The sequence below is a fragment of the Pseudomonadota bacterium genome, from assembly GCA_023229365.1.
GTDB lineage: Bacteria > Myxococcota_A > Polyangia > JAAYKL01 > JAAYKL01 > JALNZK01.
In genome coordinates this window covers 8,378-30,232 of sequence record JALNZK010000018.1, presented here as the reverse complement: position 1 = coordinate 30,232, position 21,855 = coordinate 8,378, and the positions used below count along the sequence as shown (strand labels likewise).

The 21,855-nt window shown below is 68.8% G+C and carries 14 protein-coding genes; 4 read left to right on the top strand and 10 right to left on the bottom strand.

The annotated features are described in order from the left end of the window. Window positions 1–60: 60 nt before the first annotated feature. The 4 genes from M0R80_11065 to M0R80_11050 all read right to left on the bottom strand — a co-directional run bounded on the left by M0R80_11065 (window position 61) and on the right by M0R80_11050 (window position 10,320). Entirely contained in the window at window positions 61–4,164 is a 4,104-nt protein-coding gene (locus M0R80_11065) for a hypothetical protein (protein MCK9460169.1), read from the bottom strand. 41 nt (window positions 4,165–4,205) lie between these two features. Beyond that, window positions 4,206–6,131, bottom strand: a complete 1,926-nt coding sequence (locus tag M0R80_11060; GenBank protein ID MCK9460168.1) for a hypothetical protein — start codon at window positions 6,129–6,131, stop codon at window positions 4,206–4,208. A gap of 244 nt (window positions 6,132–6,375) precedes the next feature. Beyond that, a complete protein-coding gene (locus M0R80_11055; protein ID MCK9460167.1) occupies window positions 6,376–8,913 on the bottom strand; it encodes a protein kinase in 2,538 nt (845 codons plus the stop codon). An 18-nt stretch (window positions 8,914–8,931) separates the two neighbouring features. After that, window positions 8,932–10,320, bottom strand: coding sequence for an HTH domain-containing protein (locus M0R80_11050; GenBank protein ID MCK9460166.1), 1,389 nt, complete (start codon window positions 10,318–10,320; stop codon window positions 8,932–8,934). 189 nt (window positions 10,321–10,509) lie between these two features. Between M0R80_11050 and M0R80_11045 the strand changes: the two genes are divergently transcribed. Further along, window positions 10,510–12,933 carry a PDZ domain-containing protein gene (locus tag M0R80_11045; GenBank protein MCK9460165.1) on the top strand — a complete coding sequence of 808 codons (2,424 nt, stop codon included), beginning with the start codon at window positions 10,510–10,512 and terminating at the stop codon, window positions 12,931–12,933. Here M0R80_11045 and M0R80_11040 read toward each other — a convergent pair. Further along, window positions 12,917–14,200 (bottom strand): MFS transporter, encoded by a 1,284-nt coding sequence (locus tag M0R80_11040; GenBank protein ID MCK9460164.1) that lies wholly within the window; start codon window positions 14,198–14,200, stop codon window positions 12,917–12,919. The two genes, M0R80_11045 and M0R80_11040, sit on opposite strands and share 17 nt — an antisense overlap. A 59-nt stretch (window positions 14,201–14,259) precedes the next feature. Here M0R80_11040 and M0R80_11035 point away from each other — a divergent pair, with 59 nt between their 5' ends. The 3 genes from M0R80_11035 (at window position 14,260) to M0R80_11025 (ending at window position 16,852) form a co-directional block, all read left to right on the top strand. Continuing rightward, window positions 14,260–15,195 (top strand): hypothetical protein, encoded by a 936-nt coding sequence (locus M0R80_11035; protein MCK9460163.1) that lies wholly within the window; start codon window positions 14,260–14,262, stop codon window positions 15,193–15,195. A gap of 1 nt (window position 15,196) precedes the next feature. Continuing rightward, window positions 15,197–16,102: a hypothetical protein gene (locus M0R80_11030; protein MCK9460162.1), complete on the top strand. Its 906-nt coding sequence runs from the start codon at window positions 15,197–15,199 to the stop codon at window positions 16,100–16,102. A gap of 111 nt (window positions 16,103–16,213) precedes the next feature. Continuing rightward, window positions 16,214–16,852: a hypothetical protein gene (locus tag M0R80_11025; GenBank protein MCK9460161.1), complete on the top strand. Its 639-nt coding sequence runs from the start codon at window positions 16,214–16,216 to the stop codon at window positions 16,850–16,852. Window positions 16,853–16,893: 41 nt separating this feature from the next. Here M0R80_11025 and M0R80_11020 read toward each other — a convergent pair whose 3' ends face one another. The 5 genes from M0R80_11020 to M0R80_11000 all read right to left on the bottom strand — a co-directional run bounded on the left by M0R80_11020 (window position 16,894) and on the right by M0R80_11000 (window position 21,618). Next, window positions 16,894–18,084: an ATP-binding protein gene (locus tag M0R80_11020; protein ID MCK9460160.1), complete on the bottom strand. Its 1,191-nt coding sequence runs from the start codon at window positions 18,082–18,084 to the stop codon at window positions 16,894–16,896. A gap of 63 nt (window positions 18,085–18,147) precedes the next feature. Then, window positions 18,148–18,741 (bottom strand): hypothetical protein, encoded by a 594-nt coding sequence (locus M0R80_11015; protein MCK9460159.1) that lies wholly within the window; start codon window positions 18,739–18,741, stop codon window positions 18,148–18,150. Window positions 18,742–18,852: 111 nt separating this feature from the next. Then, window positions 18,853–19,908 carry a hypothetical protein gene (locus M0R80_11010; protein MCK9460158.1) on the bottom strand — a complete coding sequence of 352 codons (1,056 nt, stop codon included), beginning with the start codon at window positions 19,906–19,908 and terminating at the stop codon, window positions 18,853–18,855. Window positions 19,909–19,991: 83 nt separating this feature from the next. Beyond that, on the bottom strand, window positions 19,992–20,462 hold the full coding sequence (locus M0R80_11005) for a hypothetical protein (GenBank protein ID MCK9460157.1): 471 nt from the start codon (window positions 20,460–20,462) through the stop codon (window positions 19,992–19,994). Window positions 20,463–20,526: 64 nt separating this feature from the next. Continuing rightward, window positions 20,527–21,618 (bottom strand): hypothetical protein, encoded by a 1,092-nt coding sequence (locus M0R80_11000; GenBank protein MCK9460156.1) that lies wholly within the window; start codon window positions 21,616–21,618, stop codon window positions 20,527–20,529. Between the last annotated feature and the right edge of the window lie 237 nt (window positions 21,619–21,855).

Sequence of the window (21,855 nt, the reverse complement as noted above, 5' to 3'; positions counted from 1 at the left end):
CTCGCGGCGCTCGACCCCGCGGCCCTCTGAAAAATGGAACTACGTGGTCGCCTCTAGTTTCTACCAGGATTCCCTGACCCAGACCGACATGTCCGCGGGGAGGACCGCTGTCAGCGACTGGATCTGTGTTGGGTTGTAGAAGAAAGTGTAGTCCTGCCTCTGCCCGGTGCTCGTGGTCGCCATGCTCCGCAAGTGCTGGGTCGTGGTCAGCGGGCCGATCTCCGGAAGCGTCGCGTCGAACTCCGCGTGCGGCACCCACGGGCTGCGCTCCTCCCAGAGGTCTCTGCCGCCGCAGTCGGCGCTGCAGCTTCCCGCGCATTCGGGCGTGTTGTTGCATTCCCAGAACTCGCCGTTGGCAGGCGCGAACCCAGGTGGGTCGATGTCCGCGAGCTGGATCATCCAAACCCAGGACTCTCCGTTGAACATATCTCCTGTGGCGAGATCTCGATCGCGTACGGCAACATTGACGATCCCGTTGCGCACCGTGGCGCTGGGCGGCCCGGCGAGCACGCGGGAGTTGTCACCGCAAGACGTAATCTCACCTTCGAACGGAATCGCTTTCGGAGCCTCCCAATACGAGGGTGCGGCGTCGTGAACGTAGCGGGAGTAGCAGAGTGCCGATTGTCCGCTGCCCGGTATGGCACCCGTCCAAAGCGCCCATACGAACCCGCCGTGGGTGACGACCTCTGGTCGCCACGGGGAGATCGGTGCGCACTGACCGGCGATCGGGATGGTCCTGATACTCGATGCGATACCCCACTCGAAACTTTTCAGCTGGTCGCCATCGTTTGCATCGGCGAAGACGACGACCTCGCGCGTCGTGCTGGTAGCGGTATCAAGCGCATGGCCGGCGCCGGGTCTGAAATTCGTCGCGCGTGTCCAGTCGCACTGGCGGGTCGACGGGTAGCCCTGGTTGGGGAACACGGGCACCATCTTTCTGCATATCCCCGGGTTCGGGCCGCCGACGGCGCGGTAGACGATCCAGAGGCCGTGGTTCGTGTCCAACGCCGCATCGCCCGCGTCGTTGACATCCAAGCTCGGCACGCCGAGCGGAATGAACCAACCGGAGTCGCTCGGCTTGTCCGCAACGAGGTAGGTCCACGGAGCGGACGCGAAGCAGTAGTCCATGTCGCCGTCACCGTCGTGGTCCTGGTTCCAGCACGGACGGACCAGAAGACCGATCCGGTGGGTGTCCGGGTTGAAGCCGAACAGCCACTCGCTGTTCCATGCCTGGGTAGGATTCGATGGGTCCGGTCCCCAGTTCACCATCGCTGCGGTGATCCCTTCGGCGGCGACGTCGGGATCCAGGTTTTCGAAGTAGTTGCCGATCGGCGTCCAGAAGCCGACGGCGTCTCGGGCGCGGTAGAACGCCACCTCCTCGGCGCCGAAGGGATCCGGCCAGGACCAGCCGGTCTCCTCGATTAACGCCGAGAAGAACGCGTCCATGAAGTCCTGTGGCATCGTCGGCGTGAAGGTAAACGTGTCCACGTCCGCCTGGTAGAGCATCCGAGCGTGGATCCGGCCCAACCGCTCCAGCCCGTCCTCTGGCAGGGTCGGGTCCAGCGACGTATCCAGCGACGTGACCTCCACGCCGTTGTGCCACTGCTGGAAGCCGGGCGTTCCGGGAACCGTGTCCGGCAGCTGGTGCTTGCACGAGTCCGGCGGATTGATGGTGTGCCACTTCTCCTGGGATCGGTTGTAGACGGGTGTGGCATCGTCGGCGCATTGAGTCGCAGGGCCGCCAACATCCGACCAGCACGAGCAGTGCCCGGCGTTGCTCAACGCGTCGGAGCCGGCACCGCAGCCGTTGTCGACGTCGCAGATGTCGTTGCCCATGAGGAAGTAGAACCGGCTGATCGCTCCGGAGGTCGTATGGATCTCCGACTCGTGCTCGCCCGCGAACGTGTCTCCCTCTCCAGGTTCGGTCACGATGTGGAAGTCGTTCAGGGACTCGGGGTGTCTGGGGTTGCGATCTTCTCCGTCGGGGCGCTGCATGTCGCGGCCGCTTCCGCGAAGCCCCTCGCCGTACATCCAGTCCGGGCGATCGGGAGTGTTCGGGTCCAAGTCGTGTGCCGCCTTCCACCTCCGATACTCGAGGATCGCCGCCATCAGGTCGGCGCCAGTCTCGGTGTAGATCCCGCGCCACAGGACGCACGCGGCGGGATCGGCCGAATTGAACGGCGAGGTCGAATCCAGGCCCGCGCTGATGTAGTGCCCGCCTGGCACACCGTTGTACAAGTAGTGCCCCATCTCGTGGTAGAGCGTGTCGTCCACGCCGAGGTTACTGTGCTCCGGATCGACAATCGAACAGTTTCCCGGATCCGGGCCGGCGTGGTCCAGGTAGTCGTAGCGCGGTGCGGACAGCAGGATGTGCTGACCACCCCAACCGCCGCCCACCGAGAAGTAGCTGCTGCCCAACGGGAAGTGCGGGAAGTGGTACTGGCGCTGACCGATGCCCAGACCGTGGTCGTTGTCGTAGTCCAAGTCATCGTCGCGCCATGGTTCCCAGCCCGAGCTGGGGATCGGGTTCCCCAACCCGTCGGTCGAGCACGGCGTGAAAAAGAAGGCCCTGGGATCGCCCGCCACCGTCGCCGTTCGGATCGGCTCGCTCGCCAGCACCTCGACATCGGGTACGTCCGCGAACAGGTCGTTGCTCGTGGTCGCAGAGTCCGCGCCGAGCATCGCGCTCATGTCCGCGACCCAAGCCTCGATCTCGCCGAGGTCATCGACGATCCAGCGACACGGGTGGTAGCGTTGATCGCCGCTGGGCGGGTTGTTCCAGGCAGACTGCGACCAAGGGTTGTTCGGATCGTTCGACACGAAGCCCGGACACTCCTTGTCCCCGTCGCCGAGTGGATCCGTCGAGTCGTAGGCGGTCTTGTACCGGCCCGTGGCCGCGGGATCGGGGAATGTCCATAGTAAGTCAGGCGGCACCGCGCAGTCGGCCCCGCCTTCCTCCGAGCATTTCTGCGAACACCGGAATCTTCCCAAGTCTGGATCGGCTGCTATCACGACGGCTGGAACCGGCCAGTCCGCCTGAACGTCTGCGTCGGTCATCGCCTCGTCCAGATTCGAGAACCAGTGGCAGTCCTGCGTACCGTCGAAGCAGTCGGTCACGTCGCCCTGCCGCGGGTGGTTGCCGTACAGGTTGAACAGCTTCTGATGGTCCGCGTCCTCCAAGTCGAGCGGCGCCCACCCGTGCACTGTGCCCCGGTGCGCGTCGACCAGGTACGAGAACGTCTCGCCGGTCGAGGCGATCACGTCGAAGTCCCACGTCAGGGAGCCGGAGCAGAAGTCCAGGTTCGTGTGCATCACGACCAACTCCGGGCCGCGCGAGAAGTCGAAGGTGCCGCCCGCCAACACCGGGTTGCCGCTCGCCATCACGATCTCCCACAGCTCCGAAGCGGGCACGGTCGGCACCGTGTCCACGGCCAGGTTCGGCACGAAGAAGCTCTGCATCGAAAAGACATCGCCCAAGACGTCGCATCGCACCATCACCCGGGCCTGGAGCACTTGGAGCTGCTGGTACGTCTGGCCGAAGAAGACGGTGAACCCTCCGTCCACTCCGGTGACGACCTTGATAACCTCCAGCGTATCCACGGCCGGCCGGTAGAGGATCAGCCGCCGTTGTTGCACGAGGAACAGGCGCGCCACGGCCTCGCGGCCCGCGTCGTCGGTCGGCGGCGCGCCCGGGTTCTGCCACAGCGGCCAGGGCGACGTCGAGCGCACCTTGCCCACCGTGCCCAGCTCGCTCCAGCGCCACAGCGCGGCGGACGCGTCGGCCGCCTCGGGGAACGACTGGGTATCTGGGAACGCCTGGAACCACGGTGCGCGGTACTGGGTGCCGCGCAGATCGGCCGGGGTGCCTGCAAGTAGCGCCTCGAGCGCCTCCCGGCTCGCCGATCTGACAACTCCCGGCTCGCACGGCACGCTCATCGCCTCGAGTAAAGTGCCGTCGAGCAGCGCCTCCTCCTCGGCGTCTACCTCGTCGAGCGACGAAACGGCATCATCGCTCGACCCGATCGAATCGACATCGGGTTCCACGAGCAGCGAACGGCTCGTGTCGATCGGGAACGGCTTGAGCGTCGGGGCGGCGATCGCCGCTACCGGTCCTGTCGAGGCCGTGACCGCGATCGCCAAAACGAGGATACCCACATTGCGCATGGCTTTCCCCCCTTCTCGTTGCGAGCGTTTCCGCTCTTCCGTCAGTAAATCGCCGGCCAGGTGAAGAAACCGAACAGGTCCGTGTATATCTCAATGAACTGCCCCGTGCTCGACAACACGATGCCGTGGTTCACGAAGTGCAGTTCGTCGTTGATGCCGTCACCGTCCACGTCCCCGATCATGCCGACCAGCTTGCAGGAGTCGTCGATCGTAATGAAGTCCATTGCCAGGCTCACGTCGTGGATGGTGTCCCACGCCGGCCGGCCGTCGACCGTGAACACCCGGCCCGGCGGCGAGCCGCCGTAGTAGCGGCTGAAGAAGTAGAGGTCGTCGATGGCGTCGCCGTCCAGATCGCCAACTCCCTGGATGGTGGACAGCTTCTCGGTCGTCTCCTCCTCGAGGACCGTGAACCCGCCCACGAACAGCCAGTCCCCGATAGTGTCGAATGCGTGGTCTCCCGGCGCGAGATCGTCTTGCAGAACCAAGAATCCGCCGGTCGAGACCGGGTCCGGCTCGGTTACATCCGTCGCTAGGACACCTCCTGCGACCTCCAGGTATCCGTCCACATCGACATCACCGATCGGGTACATGATCTCGGGTGAGCGACCCCAGGCCCAGTCGCCCCATTGTTGGCCGATCGCTGCGGGCTCGAGCAGCGCAACGCTCGAAGGCAAGTCCACGTTTCCAAAAAAGGTTTCCGAACCGTATGCGGAAAGGAAACAGTAATACCATTCACCCTCTCGCTCGATCTTGCCAACCACATCCCCGAAACCGTCGCCGTTCACGTCACCCATGGATAAGCCCCAACGAAATCCATAGTCCGAGGTGCACCAGTCCGGGCACGGCACCACCGCGTCCGCGTCGTCGAAGGTCAGATCCGTCTGCGGCTCGGTCCTGCCGAAGAACACGCGCATCTCGCTCGGGAAGTCGGTCGAGGCAAGCGGCGCGTAGAGCGTAAACGCAAGGTCCGTCAGCCCGTCGCCATTGATGTCAGAGAAACGGAAATTGTTGCCGGTGCTACCATAGGATTCTTCCTGATACTGCTTCCCTGCCGTGCTCTGAACAGCAAGGATGGCATCCTCCCCGCTCTGTACTACGCCCGCCCGCAGCCCGCTGAACACGAAGATCTTGGTTCGTACCGACTCCTCGATACCTTCCTCGTCGTAGTAGGAATAAACGATCGCGAGGTCGGCGTATCCGTCGCCGTTGGTGTCTCCTGGAAACACCGCGTCCGTGTATTGCTGATGAAAGTTAAACACCGCCTCTTTCGTGTCCACCTCGATCTCCGCCACCTTCACCGGCTCCACGACCTGCCCCCCCTTCTCATCGAGGTCGAAGAACGCCCAGGCTTGCAGGTAGCTCGGATCGAATTCGCTCTCGCCCGGAGCGAACGACCAGAACGCCACGTCCGGCACGCCGTCGCGGTCCAAATCTCCCGGCGCCATGCCCACGAACATCTCCCAGGTGAAGCTCGCGCTCCCGACCTCGCACTCTGGCGACGTTACCGACACCACGCGGAAGAAGTGGACACCGCAGTCGAGGTCGCACGCCACGATGTGGTGCAGGCGATCGTCGTAACCGGGATACGGCTCACTATCGCCTGAGCGGTACACGACATCCGTGAACGCCCGATCCCGCGCGATCTCGAGCCGGTACTGCGTCACGCCGTCAGCAACCTCCCAGACGATCTCCGGCCTGCGGTCGCGGATGTGGCGACCCGAGAGCGGGAAGATCAGGCGTGGCGCGTCCAGCGTGTCATCGCCGCACGACTCGAGCGCCGTCGGCGCACCGCACGACGTCTCTAGCTCCGGACACCAGTCTGCGTCCGAATCGCCGTCGGTGTCGGTATCCGTGTCCGCGTCCGTGTCGCCGCCGTCCGGATCGCCGTGATGGTGCGCGTCGTCCGAGCACGCGGGACACGAGAAGAACACGGCGGACAGGGCCACCACCAGCCAGAAGGACGTCATACGACCGACATGCAATTTCATTCTTACTACCCCCGAGAGGAACATCTTGCTCTGTTAGTTTCAGCGCGCCCGATATTTCGCGCAACAAGGAATCAAGATATTGAAGATTTTCATTCGAAACGACCCGACAGCCGGACCGTGGCGGTCACGGCAGCATGGAGGCGGCGATGGAGGTGTGTGCTTCGATCTGATCGGTTTTCCTGGTCAGACCAGGCGCGGCCCGCGGCCCTCGTGGCCGCGGTCCTCAGGGCCCGACCTTCTCTCCCGCCTTCTCGAGCAGCCGCGTCGCCTCGGCGTTGCCGGGGGACGCCGCGAGCACGTCCCGCCAGGTCGCGACGGCCTCGTCGCGGCGACCGGCGGCGAGGTGGATTCGGCCCGCGTAGTTCCGGTAGGTGGCGTTGCCCGGGGCGCCGCGCGCGGCGCGCTCGGCCTTGGCGAGGGCGGTCGCGTAGTCGCCGCGCTGGAACGCGACCTTCGCGAGCCCCATCCACGCGCGGGCGAGGCGGGTGTCGAGCCGCACCGCTTCCTCGAACGCCTCCTGCGCCTCGTCGAACCGCATCGCCGCGAGCGCCTTCTCGCCTTTGAGCGCCCTGTCGAGCGCGAGCGCGCGGCCGTCCTCCGCGTCCTCGGCGCCGCGCGGCGGGGCCTCGGCGATCACCTCGACGAACGGTTGGGAGGGAGGCGGCGGGACAGCTGGGACCTCCGAGACGGCTGGGACAGGCGGCGGGACCGGCGATTCCGACTGAGCGGGTCGGTCCGGCTCGGGAGACACGGGCTCGCGCGGCGCGGGCGCCATCCGCGAGACGGCCCACGCGGTGCCGACGACGACGGCGATCGCCGCGGCGATCCAGATCGCGAGAGGACGCCGCCGCCTCGCCGCCGGCCGCGCGACCGCGCCCTTGGCGGGGAGGAGGCCGCGCAGCGCCGCCGCCATCTCGGCCGCGCTCGCGAACCGCTTGTCCGCGCGCCTCTGGAGCGCCTTCATGCAGATCGCCTCGAGCGCCGGCGGGATCGTCTTGTCGCCGCAGCGCCTGCCCGGCGGGACGAGCTTGTCGTTCATCGACTTGAACAGCGTCTCGCCGACGGTCCGGCCGCGGAACGGCGTCTCGCCGGTGAGCGCCTCGTAGATGATCACGCCGACGGCGTAGAGATCGGAGCGCGGATCGTGGTGCAGGCCGCGGATCTGCTCGGGCGCGATGTACTCCGCGGTGCCGCAGATGTTGCCCGTGCGCGTCAGCGACTCGGTCTCGGCGTCGAGGCCGGTGCTCTTCGCGATGCCGAAGTCGGGGATGCGCGCGCCGCTCTGCGTGAGGAAGATGTTGTCCGGCTTGAGGTCGCGGTGGACGATGTGCGCCTCGTGGGCCGCCTGCAGGCCGTCGCACACCTCCGCCGCGATCCGCGCGATGTCGCGCGCCGAGAGCGAGCGATCCGCGATCCGCTCGGACATGGACACGCCCTCGAGCAGCTCCATCGCGAGGTAGTGGTACCCCTCGGCCGTCTCGCCGAAGTCGGACGCCGCCACGATGTTCGGGTGCCCGAGCGAGCCTATGATCTGCGCCTCGCGCCGGAACCGCTCGAGCGCGTTGTCGTCGTCAATGACGCGTTCGTGCAGCACCTTGATCGCCACCTTGCGCCCGAGCCCGAGGTGCTCGGCCTCGTAGATGACGCCCATGCCGCCCTCGCCGAGCTTCCGGATCAGGTGGTAGCGGTGATCGAGGACGCTCCCCGGGCCGAGGGCGCTCGCGCCCTGCGACGCCGCGTCGAGCACGATCTTCGGCTCGGCGCGCAGCACGCGGCGGACGAGCTCGGCCTCGGCGCGGCGATCCGCGTCGGCGATCTCGCGGACCCACGCGGCGAGATCGTCCGGCGGGTGCCCGGTGACGTGCTCGCCCATGATCCCGACGAGCGCCGCCCGCATCTCCGCCGCCGTGGGGTACCGGTACTCGAGGTCCGGGTTCAGCGCGCGGACCAGGAAGGAGTCGATGACCGGCGGCATCGCCTCCACGCGCATCGACATGGCCGGCGGGGTCCACGGCTGCAGCGGCGCGTCCGACTGCGCCGGGCGCGAGGACGGTAGCCTGCCGCCGAGCATCGCGAGGAGGATCGTCGCCCCGCCCCAGAGATCCGCGGCCACGGTCGGGAAGTGCTCGTCGACGCCCTCCGGCGGCAGGAAGCGGCCGCGCAGCTCGCTCAGGCGGGCGTTCGTCCGCTCGTCCGCGATGAACCGCAGGCTCGAGCCGAAGTTCGTGAGGCGCACCTCGCCGTTGAACGAGACGAGGACGTTCGCGGGCCGCACGTCGCCGTGCCGCATCCCCATCGGCTGGCCGTGGAGATCCTCGCGGCGGTGGACGTAGTCGAGGCCGCGCAGCAGCTCCGCGGTCACGTGCGCGGCGAGCTCCCACGGCCACAGGAGCGTGCGATCCGCCGCGAGCGAGACGAGCCTGTCGAGCGCCACGCCCTCGACGTGCTCGCGGGCGACGAACGGGATGTCGCCCTCGCGGCCCACCTCCATGACGCGCACGACGTTCGCGCTCGACAGCCGCGAGAGGGAGCGCGCCTCCTCCGAGAAGAGGCCGACGAACTCGACCTCCTCGGCGATCTTCGGGTAGACGCAGCGCACGACGCGCAGCTGGTCGACGCCCTCGTCGACGCCCCACGCGGCGAGGAACTCCTCGCCGACCGGATCCGCGGACAGGCGCTTGAGCAGGTGGTACCTGCCGAAGCGCACCGGCATCTCCCGATCGCTGAAGGTGAAGCTGCTCGTGGCGCTGCGGTCGCTCATCGCCCCCTCGGCCCTGGCCTAGCCCCCGAGCTCGCCTATCAGCGCCTCGTCGAGGATCGGCAGCCGCACGCTCCTCTCGCGGATGCCGACGCCGAAGCGGATCAGCTCGCGGGCGAGCGACTCGCCGTCCACGAGGGCGATCGGCGCGAGGTTCTGCACCTCCGCCTCGGCGCGCGCCTCGTCCGAGATCCCGCCCGAGGTGATGATCATGCCGCGCGTCGAGAGGTAGTGGTGCAGCGAGCCGCGCAGCTCGGTGACGGCGTCGGCGGCGAGCGGCCGGCCACCGTCGCGCCGGACGACGATCGCCGTGCGGAACCGCCCGCCGCGGCGCCTGTCCTGGACCGAGAGGTGCAGCTCGTCCTCGCCGCCGCGCTCGACCGGCTCCGCCTCGCCGAAGCCGAACCGCTTGAGGTACAGCGCGACGAGCTTGGCGAGCGACTTGAGGTCGAGCGAGCGCATCCTGCGGACGAGCTTCTGCTCCGCGAGCCGCCGCAGCCGCGCCACGGACTCGGCGATCTGCTGCTCGAGGGCGATGATCTCGCCGCTCACCTCGCGCTCGGCGAGGGAGAACCCGCCCCGGTGCTGGGTGAAGCGCGGCCGCTCGCCTCGCTGCTCCTGCTCCAGCCGATCGGAGACGAGCGTCGCCTCGACGAGCAGGCGGCCGGAGCGGCCCCGGAAGCCGAGGCGCTCGGCGATCGCCTCGACCGATGCGGGCCGGGACTGGCCGCGCAGGAACGCCTCGATCCGGTCCGCGAGGTCCTGCTCGTCCGCGCCGTTCTCGCGGGGCTTGATAGGAGGCGCTGGCGGCGGAGCGGGTCGCAAAGCGGGTTGCGGGCCGGTCTCGGCCTGCGCGGCAGCCTGCTTTTCCGGCTGCGGCGCGGGCGCCGGCGGGACCGCGGAGCTCTCTTCCCCGCCGCGCTTCTTGCGCCTGCGGCGCCGCCTCTTCCGTCCAGAGGGCTCACCGTTCCCGTCCGCCTCCGGCGCGGCGGCGACCTGCGGCTGCTTCGCAGGCTGCGGCTGCTTCGCGGGCTGCGGCTGCTTCGCGGGCTGCGCTTGCTTCGCGGGCTGCGCTTGCTTCGCGGGCTGCGCTTGCTTCGCGGGCTGCGGCGGCCTCGCGGGCTGCGGCGGCTTCGCGGGCTGCGGCGGCTCCTTCGGGGCCTTGCTCGGCCCGGGCGCCTTGCCGTCCCACCTCGCGAGCGCGAACACGCCCGGCTTGACCCGGACGAACGGGCTCTTGCTCGGCCCCTTGGCCACGGCCGCCGAGATCTGCGCGGACATCGTCTGCACGGGCGTCTTGCCGACGTGCGACAGGAGGTTCCACGCGAGCGCCTTCTCCGCGATCTCCTTGACCTGCATCGACCGGCCCTCGCGCTCCAGCACGGCGAGCGCCGCCTCGGTGAATGTCATGCTTCAATCCTCCGATAGATCGTTCGATCCTATGAATGCGCTCCGTCGGCGGGCGCGGCGCCCGGCGGGAGCGGAACCCTACATAGCACGCCCCCGCGCAGGGGGGACATTGCTGTTATGGACCGCGCGCGGCGATCAACGGAAATAAATGGCCTTTTCGATGAAGGGAATCGTGTTAGCGTTTTCGGCATGTCGACCTCGACGCGCCGGACGCTCGTGATCCTGGCCCTGGGCATCGCGCTCGGAGCCGGCGTCATGGCGATCCTGTTCCGCGTCCTCGGCGGCGGCCCGGGCGGCGCGGGCTCGGCCGGGCCGGACGGCGGCGCGGCGATCACGGCGGCTTCCGCGGCGGACGGCTCCGTCGCCGGGGCGGGCGCGCGGCGACCTTTCGAGGGGGACTGCCTCTACTCGGGATCGGTTCACGACGAGGGCGGAGCGCCCATCGAGGGCGCGATCGTGCGGCTGCGGTTCCTCGACGAGCCGGGGGCCACCGCGGAGCTGCCGCTCTCGGCCGCGACCGGCGCGGACGGGCGCTTCTCGTTCCCCGGGGTCGATCGCGACGGCGCCTACCAGATCTGGGCGTGGGCCGAGGGGCGCGCGGTGGGGAGCCTCGAGAGCACGCCGTGCGGAGCGGCCGCGGACATCGCGCTCGAGCCGGGCGGCGGGCTCAAGCTCAGGTTCGAAGGCCCGGACGGAGGGCCGTTCGGGCCGGTCGAGGTGCAGCTCGCCGGCAGCGGCCTGTGGCCGGCGCGCGAGGCGCGCACGGCGGACGACGGCCGCCTGGAGATCGTCGGTCTCGCGCCCGGCCTCTACCTCGTACGGGCCCGCTCCGCGGACGGCACGCTCGCGTACGTCGCCGAGGAGCCGATATCGGTCGAGGTCGGCCCGAGCGCCGAGGTCGTGCTCGGCCTCGCGGCGTCGGCGCCCGCGAAGCTGCGCGTCCTCGACGCGGGCACTGGCGCGCCCGTCGGGCTCGCGATCGCGACCGTCGGCCCGGCGACCGCCTCGATGCTGCAGCGCGTGACCCGGGTGGACCCGAAGGGCGGCGCGCGGATCCCCGGGCTCCTGCGTCCCGATCACGTCGTCGCGGCGTTCGCGCCCGGCTACGTCCGCTCCGAGCCGCGCTCCATCGGCCCGGGGGAGGAGGTGACGGTGCGGCTCCTGCGGGGGATCGAGGCGCGCGGCGTCGTCCGCACGCGGGACGGCGTGCCCGTCGCCGGGGCGTCGATCGCGGCACAGCTCGAGCTCGGCGACGCGCGCACAGCGATCTCGGGCTCGCGGCAGCACGCGTTCCTCGAGCACGTGCTCGCCGCCGCGGCGGGCGGCTGGCCGAGGCTCGTCGCGGGGCCGCGCGACGGCACCGCGCTCGCGGGCCCCCCGCAGATCCCGGTGCCGGATCTCCCGGCGCCGCCGCTCGGCGGCTGGCGGGCGACCGACGGGAACGGCCGCTTCGCCGTGGACGGCCTGCCCGCGGGCCGGGTCATCCTCTCGGCCTCGCACCCGGAGTTCGTCACGGCCACGGCCGCGATCCTGGACCTCTCGACCGGGGTGCAGCCGCCCGACGCCGAGATCGTCGTGCAGCCCGGCACCACCGTCTCCTTGCGGACGCTGAACGAGGCGGGCTACCCGATCCGCAGCGCCCGCGTGTCGGTCTACGATCGCGACGAGGATCTGCTCGTCGAGGCGGAGACCGGGACCGACGGGTTCGCCGAGCTCAAGGGGCTGCCCGGCGCGTTCCGGGTCGTGGCGATCGCGGAGGGCAGGGTGCCGGCCGGCGCGTCGATCCGCGGGCGCCCGGGCGAGCGGCTCGAGATGTCGATGACGCTGCCCGAGGCGGAGTCGACGCTGCGCGGCCGCGTCACAGACGAGCGCGGGTACGGCGTCCCGGACGCGGCGATCACCGCCCGCGCGCTCGGCCGGAACCTCATGCAGGTGATCCTCGGCAACACCGCGGGCGACGGCAGCTTCGTGCTCGAGGGCGCGGGCAGGGGCGCCTACCACGTCACCGCCGAGGTCGACGGCGCGATCCGCGCGCAGGTGATAGGCGCGACCGCGGCCGAGGACGTGAAGCTCGTGCTCGGGGAGCCGATCGCGGCACCGGCGCCCGCCGGCGACGACCTCGTGATCGAGCCGCTGCCCGCGGGGCCGGCGCTCGTCGAGCCCGGATCGTTCGGCGGCGAGCAGTACGCGGGCGCGGAGCCGGGCGACGAGGAGTCGGGAGATCCGCTCGGCGTCGTCGCGATCACCCACAGCGAGGATGCGCCGGCGCAGGGCGCCGCGACCGAGGGCACGTCGTACTCGCCGGAGTTCGGCCAGACCGATCAGCTCCTGGTGACGGGCTCGCCCTCCGGCCCGGGCGGGCTGCCCGTCAAGCTCGGCACCGGGCCCTCGGGCGGCGTGATCGTCAAGATGGTGCAGCCCGGCTCGCAGGTCGCGGGCGCCGGGCTCGCGGTCGGGGATCGGCTCGTCGCGGTGGACGGCACGCCGGTCCAGTCGGTCGCGCAGGCGAAGGCCGCCATCCAGGGGCGCCTCGGCACGGTCGTGATGCTCGAGGTGATCCACCAGGGAGAGCACCTCAACGTCGTCGTGCAGCGCGTCAGAGTCTCGCAGTAGGGGCGACGCTTGCGTCGACCCTGGATTCCTTCACCCGGAGCAGCAGCACCAGCCCCACCACGAAGAACACCCCTATCGTGAGCACGGCCGCGCGCTGGCTCCCGGTCGCGGCCGACACGGCGCCGAAGACGACCGGCCCGAGGATCGCGGAGCCCTTCCCGGTGAACGCCATGTAGCCGTAGAACTCGCCGGATCGGCCGGCCGGCGCGAGCTTGCCCACGAGCGTCCGCGCCGTGGCCTGCGACGCGCCGATGCAGAGCGACGCGAGCACCGCCACGCCCCAGAAGAACGACTTGGCGCCCTCGATCCCGAACAGCCCCGGCCACGCGGCGATCTCGGCGCCGGCCACGACGGCGAGCCACATGACGAGCGTGGCGACCAGCGTGCGCTTGCACCCGGCGCGGTCCGCGAGGAAGCCGAAGGCGAGGGCGCCGGGCGCGGCGATCGCGTTCATCACCATGATGAGGATGATGTTCTCGGTCATGCCGAACTTCAGCGTGTCGCCCGTGAACGCCACGGTGAACACGATGACCGTCACGATCGCGTTCTCGAAGAGGAAGTACGCGGTGAGGAACCGCACGAGGGGGCGGTGCTCGCGCAGCCGAAGGAGCGTGTCACGGAAGCGCCGCGCGCCGAGCGCGAGGAGCGAGGGTCCCCCCGGATCGCGGGCCGGCACGGGGGCGTCGCGCAGGAGCGCGAGGCTCGGCAGGCAGAAGACGAGGAACCACGCCGCGACGACGAGCGGCACGAGCGCCGTGTGGCGCTCCGCGAGCGGCAGCACCGCGAGCAGGCAGATCAGCCCGCCGACGTAGCCGAGCGCCCAGCCCGCGCCGGACAGCCGCCCCATCCGATCCTCGGGCACGAGCTCGGGCAGGAACGCGTTGTAGAACACGCACGATCCCTCGAACCCGACCGCGGCGATCACGAACGCGACGAGCGCGAACGCCACGGTGCCCGGCCCGGTGAGCGACAGGAGCGCGGTCGCGGCGACGCAGGTGAACGCGTAGATCGCGAGGAACAGCCGCTTGCGCCCCGACACGTCGGCCACGGCGCCGAGCACCGGCGCGGTGAGGAACACGAGCGCCGCGGCGATCGAGTTCGCCGCGCCCCAGAGCCGGTCCGACTCGCCGGACGTGCCGGAGGCCACGACGCCCTTGAAGTAGAGCACGTACACCGCGGTCACGATCACGGTCGGGAACGCGGAGTTCGCGAAGTCGTAGAAGCACCAGGCGACGCGCTGCGCGCGGGTGCTGGAGGGTTGATCCATGGCGGCCATTTAACCGCGGATGTTTGATCCACGGCAAGAAATGACGTACCCATGGACCGATGCGCGGACATGCGATCCTGGCGGGGTTGATCCTGATCCTCGCGCCCGCGGCGGCGGGCGCGGCGAAGGCGGCGATCGTGCCGGTCGAGTACGTGCAGCTCCAGCCCGGCGAGGCGGCGGACGCCGCGCGGCAGGTCGAGGACAAGGTCGCCGAGGGCGCGATCCAGGCCGGGTTCGAGGTCGTGCGCGGCGCGGCGGTGACGGACGCCGTGAGGCGGAGCCCGGCGTGCGCGGCCTCGGCGAAGGAGCGGGCGTGCCTCGAGGCCGTGGCCGAGGCGCTCGACGCCGACGAGGCGATCGCGGTCTCCGTGACCGACGACGAGCACACGAGCTACCGCGTCGAGATCGTCCACGCGCGGCGCGCGGCGGTGACGGACGAGCGCACGGCCGGCTTCTTCGTGGTGCTCGAGTGGGTGCGCGGCACCGTGGCGTTGACGTTGCAGAAGCCGGCTTCGCAGCCCGGAGACTCCTCGGCCGGGTCGCAACCGTCCCAGCTGTCCCCGCAGTCCCAGCCTGCCCCCGTCCCACCGGCTGCCCCCGTCCCACCGGCTGCCCCCGTCCCAGGCGCCTCCGATTCTCCACGACCGCTCCGCCCCGCGATCTTCTGGACCGGTGTGGGGGTCGCGGGCGCGCTCGTCGTGGCGTACGCGGCGACCGACATCGCGACGTACGCTCGGTACAAGGGCTTGAAGGACGAGAGCGCGGCCGAGCGCTCCCAGGCGGACTGGGACGCGGCGCATAGGCTCCAGGTCGCGGATCGCGTGCTGCTCGGCTTCGCGATCGCGGCGGCTGCGGCCACGACCGTCATGGGGTTCTTCACGGATTTCGCCCCCACCCAACCCTCCCCCGGCGGGGGAGGGCAAGGGGAGGGGGTTGCGCTCGCGCCCTTTGCACTGCCGAACGGCGGCGGCCTCGCGCTCGAGGGGAGGTTCTAGGATGCGGAGACCGTTGCTCCTTTCGCTGCTCCTCGCCTCCTGCGGCACGTTCGCCGATCTCGACGAGGTCGAGCCGGGCGGCGCCGCGGACACCGACACGGACACCGACACGGACACCGACACGGACACGGACACGGACACGGACACGGACACGGACACCGATGCGGACACCGACACGTGCGAGCCCGACCCGGACTGCGACTATCTCGGCTGGGACTGCGGCACGGACGACAACGGCTGCGGCACGCCGCTCGACTGCGACGAGGAGAACGGCTGCGAGGCGGCGGGCGAGTGGTGCGACGACCACGAATGCGTGACGTGCGACACGGCCGAGCACTGCGGCGACTCGTGCGACACGTGCCTGCCGGGGGCGCCGATCTGCTACGCCGAGACCGCGGGCGAGGCCGGCACGTGCGTCGAGTGTCTGGACGACGCGGATTGCCGCGAAGACGGCGAATCGCCGCTCGGCGTGTGCACGCCGGACCACACCTGCACGTGCTGGGTCGATCCCGAGGACGCGGACCCGCCGACGTGGGAGTGCGTGACCGTCGGCGATTGCCCGACCGGCTACGCCTGCGCCCAGGATCTGACCGGCTCGACGCACTTCGTGTGCCTGCGCACGTGCACCACGGCAGCGGCACCAGCAAACGGCATGGCGTGCGAGACGCGCAACACGCCGACCACCCCCGCGCTCGTCTGGACGCCCATGACGACGTGCTACGCGTACTACAGCTTCGGCGCCGACTGCACGAGCGACGTGGGGATGTGCAGCGTGGACGGGGTAGGTGGCCTCAGCGACGCCGCGTGTCCGGATGGACTGTGCACGTATTCATGTTACGACACCGCTCAGCATGATGAGTGGTGCCCGAACGACAACTGCGACATTCAGTATTGCGTGGTTCCGTAGAGGACCGCTTCCGCAGGACGCTTGCGTCAATCAGACAATAATTGATACAAATTGATGGGCTGTCGAAGAGCATCGTAGCCGGGCTCAAGGTTCGGCAGAAAGAGGGAATCGATGGAAACCATGAAGCTGGGGGCAATGGGTTTGATCTTCTTCTGGAATGTTGGAGTTCTGTTCGGTTGCCAGGACGATGGCGGTTCAGACTCCGATTCCGACGGGGACTCAGATTCCGACACGGACTCCGACTCCGACACCGATTCGGACTCCGACTCCGATACCGACACCGACACGGATACGGACACGGACACGGATACGGATACGGACACGGATACCGACACGGATGCCGATCATTCGTTCCTCCACGGCTGCTGGCTTTCCTGCGAAACCGAGGGCACCGCGGAAGAGCCCTGCGATCCTGAACACCTGTATGGCGTGGTGTTTGCGGAAGACGGTAAGCAATACGAGTGCTACCGGATCGACGAGCCCCCGTACGACATATTCCAGATCGAGATCACGGAGGAATGGCCCGCTTGGAGCTACGACGGCGACACGATCTCGGCGCAGGCGTGGTACAGCAGCGACTACAACAGTTTCGACTTTAAGTATGCGATCATCGGCGCCGACGAGTTCCAGATCGAAGAGGCGTTGGGTGACGGGGAGGAGTGGTACGAAGGGGACGAGGACTTCCCCGAACCCTACGAATCCAAGGGGAGAATGCGGAGAGTGGCGACGCTGGATGATCTGGGTCTCTAGGCGGAGATAGGGGACGTCGCTTCCCTTCCTCAGCTTCCCCCTCAGAAAAACTCCTCCACCCCCGCCTCCATGAACTCCTCCAGCGGGATCCCGTCCCCGCCCACGAGCAGCTTGCGGTGCACGTCGAAGCTCCGCGAGAACGCCTCCATCCCGGGCAGCTTGCCGCGGCTGCGGCCGCTCTTCACCTCGATGGCGACCGCCTTCTCGCCCTTGACGAGCACGAAGTCGACCTCGGCGTTGCCGCTCGCCCACCAGCGCACCGCGACCTGCGTCCCGAGGCACGCGTTGACGAGCCGCGCGCCGACCGCCGACTCGACGAGCCTGCCCCACGCCGCGCCGTCGCGCCTCGCCTCCTCGAACGAGAGCTCCCGCTGCGCGCTGACCAGCCCGTTGTCGTGTACCTGGAGCTTCGGGCTCGAGCCGCGCCTGCGGACCTTCTGGCCGGCGTGCTTGTCCAGCCCTTCGACGAGGCACGCGGCCTTCAGGAGCTCGAGGTAGTGCGCGAGGGTCGTGGTGTTGCCGGCGTCCTGCAGCTGGCCGAGCATCTTCGTGTACGACAGCACCTGCGCCGAGTAGCCGCACCCGAGCTCGAAGACGCGGCGGAGGAGCGCCGGCTTGTCCACGCGGGAGAGCAGGAGGACGTCGCGCGAGATCGTGGGCTCGATGAGCGAGTCCAGCACGTACCGCCGCCAGCGCTCCGGCTCGTCGACCAGCGGCGCCGCGCCCGGGTAGCCGCCGTAGAAGACGAATTGATCGAGTGACCAGCCGAACGCCTCCCGCATCTCGGCGTAGGACCAGTGCGGGACGCGGATCACCTCGAAGCGCCCGGCGAGGCTCTCGGAGAGCCCTGTCTGTACGAGCAGCGGTGCGGATCCGAGCACGATGACCCGCAGCGGCAGCCTCGCCGCGGTGTCGGCGTCCCACAGCCGCTTGACCGTCTCGGACCAATCCCGGAGCTTCTGGATCTCGTCGAGCACCAGCACCGCGCCTTCACCCTTGCGCGCCGCGGCGCGCCCGATCTCCCATTGCTGCTCGATCCAGTGGCGATCCTTGAGCGCAGGCTCGTCGGCGGTCGCGTAGTGACCGGGGCCGTGGTGCGCCTCGAGGAGCTGGTGAATGAGCGTCGTCTTTCCGGTCTGGCGAGCGCCGGCCAACGCCTGGATGAAGCGACGCGGTTCCTCGAGCCGGGCGAGGAGAGCCGGGAACATCGAGCGTCTGAATACCGCGGTCATCGAAAACTACTCAATGTATCGAGTAAAATAACTCAATAGGTTGAGTAATGTCAATCACCCGCCTCAATCCATCCGCGTGACCGCGGCGTCGACCCGCGCCCGGAGCGCGTCGAACTTGCACGCCTTCGCGAGGCGCTGCAGGGAGCCGAGCGCGATCGACTTCGCCTCGCCGAACTTCGCGTTCAGCGTCTTGGTCGAAACGACGTAGAAGTCCCACGCGGCCGCGTCGAGCGGGTCGGTCCGCTCCTCGGCGTGCTCCAGGTAGTGGCAGAAGACGTAGACATCGACGAAGCGCGCGGCCTCGCCGCCGGCCTCGCCCTCCGCGGGCTCCATGGACGTCGACTTCCGGATGCTGAAGTGGAGCTTCGCCGGGTCCCCGTTCGAGATCGGGCCGTCGGCCGCGGACTTCACCTCGATCTTGGCGTCGCGGTAGCGCAGATCGACCGAGTCCCACTCCACGCGGGGGCTCTCGACCGACTCGAGCGCGACGCCGACGAGGTACTCCGCGAAGATCGAGCGGTTCCGGTTCGAGAGGACGTCGGAGTAGGCCCATTGCCAGAAGTCGCCGACCGTCCGCGCGGGCAGGCCGGTGATGCTGTGCGCGGGATCGAGGAAGACCCTGCCGTTGTGAGCCTGCGGACCTATGCTGTTCGTCATATCGTTCACACTTCCTGTCTGTGTCGATGAAAACGGCAAGAGCTCTTCCAGCGAGAGCGGCTCACTCTATCACGAACGCCCCGGAAAGACCCTCGGTCTTTTGCCGCGGGCTCAGAAGTCGCAGCACACGCCGGAGTCGCAGGAGTACTCGTAGTACGTCGTGCCGAACCACGAGCACAGGAAGTCGATGACGCAGGTGTACGGGCACGGCTCGGGGATCCACTCGACGTAGCAGCACGCGCCCATCCCCGTGGAGGCGTCGCAGGTGTACTCGGGCATCGCGAAGCCGCCCGCGTCGTAGCAGGACTCCTCGTCGGGGTAGCACTCGTACGGGCAGGTCATCTCCTCGAGGTAGCAGCACGAGAGCTCGTCCGAGCCGCAGTCGTAGCCCTCGACCACCCAGCCGCCGCTCGCGTAGCACTCGTCGGACCACATGCAGTCGTACGGGCACTCCTCGGGGTCGGGGAGGTCGCAGCACTGTCCGGCGGGATCGCAGGCGTACTCGGGGTGCGTCACGCCGCCCGAGGAGACGCACGTGCCGGGATCGACGCAGTCGTAGATGCACTCGGGCAGCGGATCCGGGAGCTCGCAGCAGACGCCGTACGGGCAAAGGTAGCCGGAGAGCTGCGTGCCGTCGCCGTTCGAGCACTGCATCGGGCTCAGGCACTGCTCCGGGCAGTCCGGCGGCGGATCCTCGAGGTAACAGCAGTACCCGAGGTCGCAATCGTACGACCAGTCGATCTCGCCGCCGGCGTTGTTGCAAGCCGTCTCGCCGAGGCACTCGTACGGGCAATACATCTCCTCATAGACGCAGCACGAGAGATCCGGGTCGTCGCAGTGGTAGCCGTCGATCACCCAGCCGCCGCTCCCCCAGCACTCGTCGGACCACGTGCAGTCGTACGGGCAATCGGAGTCGGAATCGGAATCGCCGTCCGAGTCGGAATCGGAATCGCCGTCCGAGTCGGAATCGGAATCGGCGTCCGTGTCGACGTCCGTGTCGGCGTCCGTGTCGACGTCCGTGTCGGCGTCCGTGTCGACGTCCGTGTCGTTGTCGGTGTCGGTGTCGCTGTCCGTGCCGCCGTCCGCGGCGTACGCGGTCGGGCCGACGCGGTTGCAGCCGAACGCGGCCAGCGCGAGGACGAGCGTCGCGAGCATCAAGGATTTCATCTTGTTTCCCTCCCTTTGGCAGCGCAAAGGCAAGGGGCGATTATAGCCGAGAGCCGGGCGGACCGCACGTTTCGATAGCGAACCTACAGCTTCTCGTTGTCGCGCAGCGATCGCGCAATCCCCATGGAGAGCGACTTGGACGCGGTCTGGTTGCACCGCTTCACGACGTTCGCGGGCGTGTCGATCGGGATCGGCACGGCGTGGTGCTCGTTCAGGATGTAGTCGAACTCCGCCTTGAACCCGTCGTAGTCGTAGCTGCCGGCGACCTCGACGTTGGAGCCGTTCAGGTCGCAGGCGCGGACGTCGCGGGTGATCGCGATCGCGAGCTTCTTCGGCTCGATGCCGGACTTCTTCAGCCACTTCTTCAGCGCGGCCTGGTTGTAGCCGCCCGGCGCCGCCGCCTTGTTGCTGCCGTCCCACTGGACGACCTCGTCCCCTATCATGGTCTTCGCGGTCTTCGTGATCTTGACCTTGCCGGCGGCGCACGCCGAGGCGCCGAGCCCGAGCGCGACGACGGCGGCCAGGGCGATTCGTGAAAGGTGCTCGGTTCTCATGATTCCCCCTTTCCTCTTGCACTGACAACGTAACGCATCTCGCGGCGAAATCATCCCCCCGCAGCTACGGGAACCTCAGGCCGAGCATGAAGTCGAAGCCGAAGCCGTCGCCAAACTGGAGGGTCTTCCCGGCGATCGACTGCACGAGCTTCTCCTTGATGTCCGGATCGTCCTCCAGGTCGTGCTCCGCGAGGAACGCGTCGAGCTCGTCCTTGTCGTCGGGCAGCTCGGTCCCCGCTGGGATGCCGTACTCTTCCTCCAGATCGGCCTGCAGCGCCGCCTTCATGGCGTCCGTGAACTTCCACCGGATGCCGGTCACGCCGTACATGATGCCGAGCTCGAACACGAGGCCGATGTTCTCGGCCATGTACCACGTGAACCCGATCGGGATGCGGCCGAACAGCTCGGAGCCGTACTCGAGCGCGTCGCTCGTGAGGTAGGTGCCGTGGAAGCCGATCCCGATGTGCGGGAAGAAGCTCTTGGCGCGGAACTTGTACAGGATGCTCAGCTCGCCGCCGAACCCGACGTAGTCGCCGCCCATGCCGCCGCCGATTCCCTGGCTCCCGTCGAGCTTGAAAGAGCCGCTCCCCTCGGCCTCGATCAGCGGCGCGAGATCGACCGACAGGCCGGCGCCGCCGAGATCGAGGTGCAACTTGCCGACGAAGCCGATGCGCCTGTTGATCGTGAGCTGGATGCCCTGGATCGTCATGTCCGCGGCCGGATAGATCGCGAGGCCGACCTCGGGCGCGACCGAGAACCACGCGAACGGGCCGTCCTCGTCCTCGTCCTTCCCGCCGTCCTCGGAAATCGTCCCGTCTTTGTTGAGCGGCTGGGGCTTCTGGGCGGGCGGAGGAGGGGCGGGAGGGGGAGCGGGAGGAGTGGACGAAGTGGACGGAGTGGACGAAGTGGACCAGTTGGACGGAGGAGGAGGAGGGGGAGGCGGAGGAGCCGGGGCTGGGGCCGGGGCAGGGGAAGGTTCCGGAGCAGGAGCGGGGATCGGGGCCGCGGCCGGTCCGGGCTGGTACTCCTCCTCCTGGTAGGCCTCCTCCTCGGTCCCGGCGTCCGCCGCCTCGCCCTGGGCCGAGGCGACGGCCGGCGCGAGCGCCGCGAGGCCGGCGAGGAGCGCGAGCGTCAACCGGAATTCGGTACGTTTCATGCGATGCCTCCTCCACTCGATTTGTTGCGCCGCGCCGTCTTGCGTTCGAAAGAAAATAGGTCAAAAGTGTGCTCAATGAAAGCTCCTGCAGACAAGGGAGAGGTCTCTGGGCGCGAGGTCGCCGTGTGCGCCGTCGACGCCGCGCGCTGCGACGCGTGCGGCGCCTGCGAGGAGGCGTGTCCGTTCTCGGTGCCGCGGGTCGTTTTCCGGCGGGCCGCGCCGGCGTCCGCGGAGATC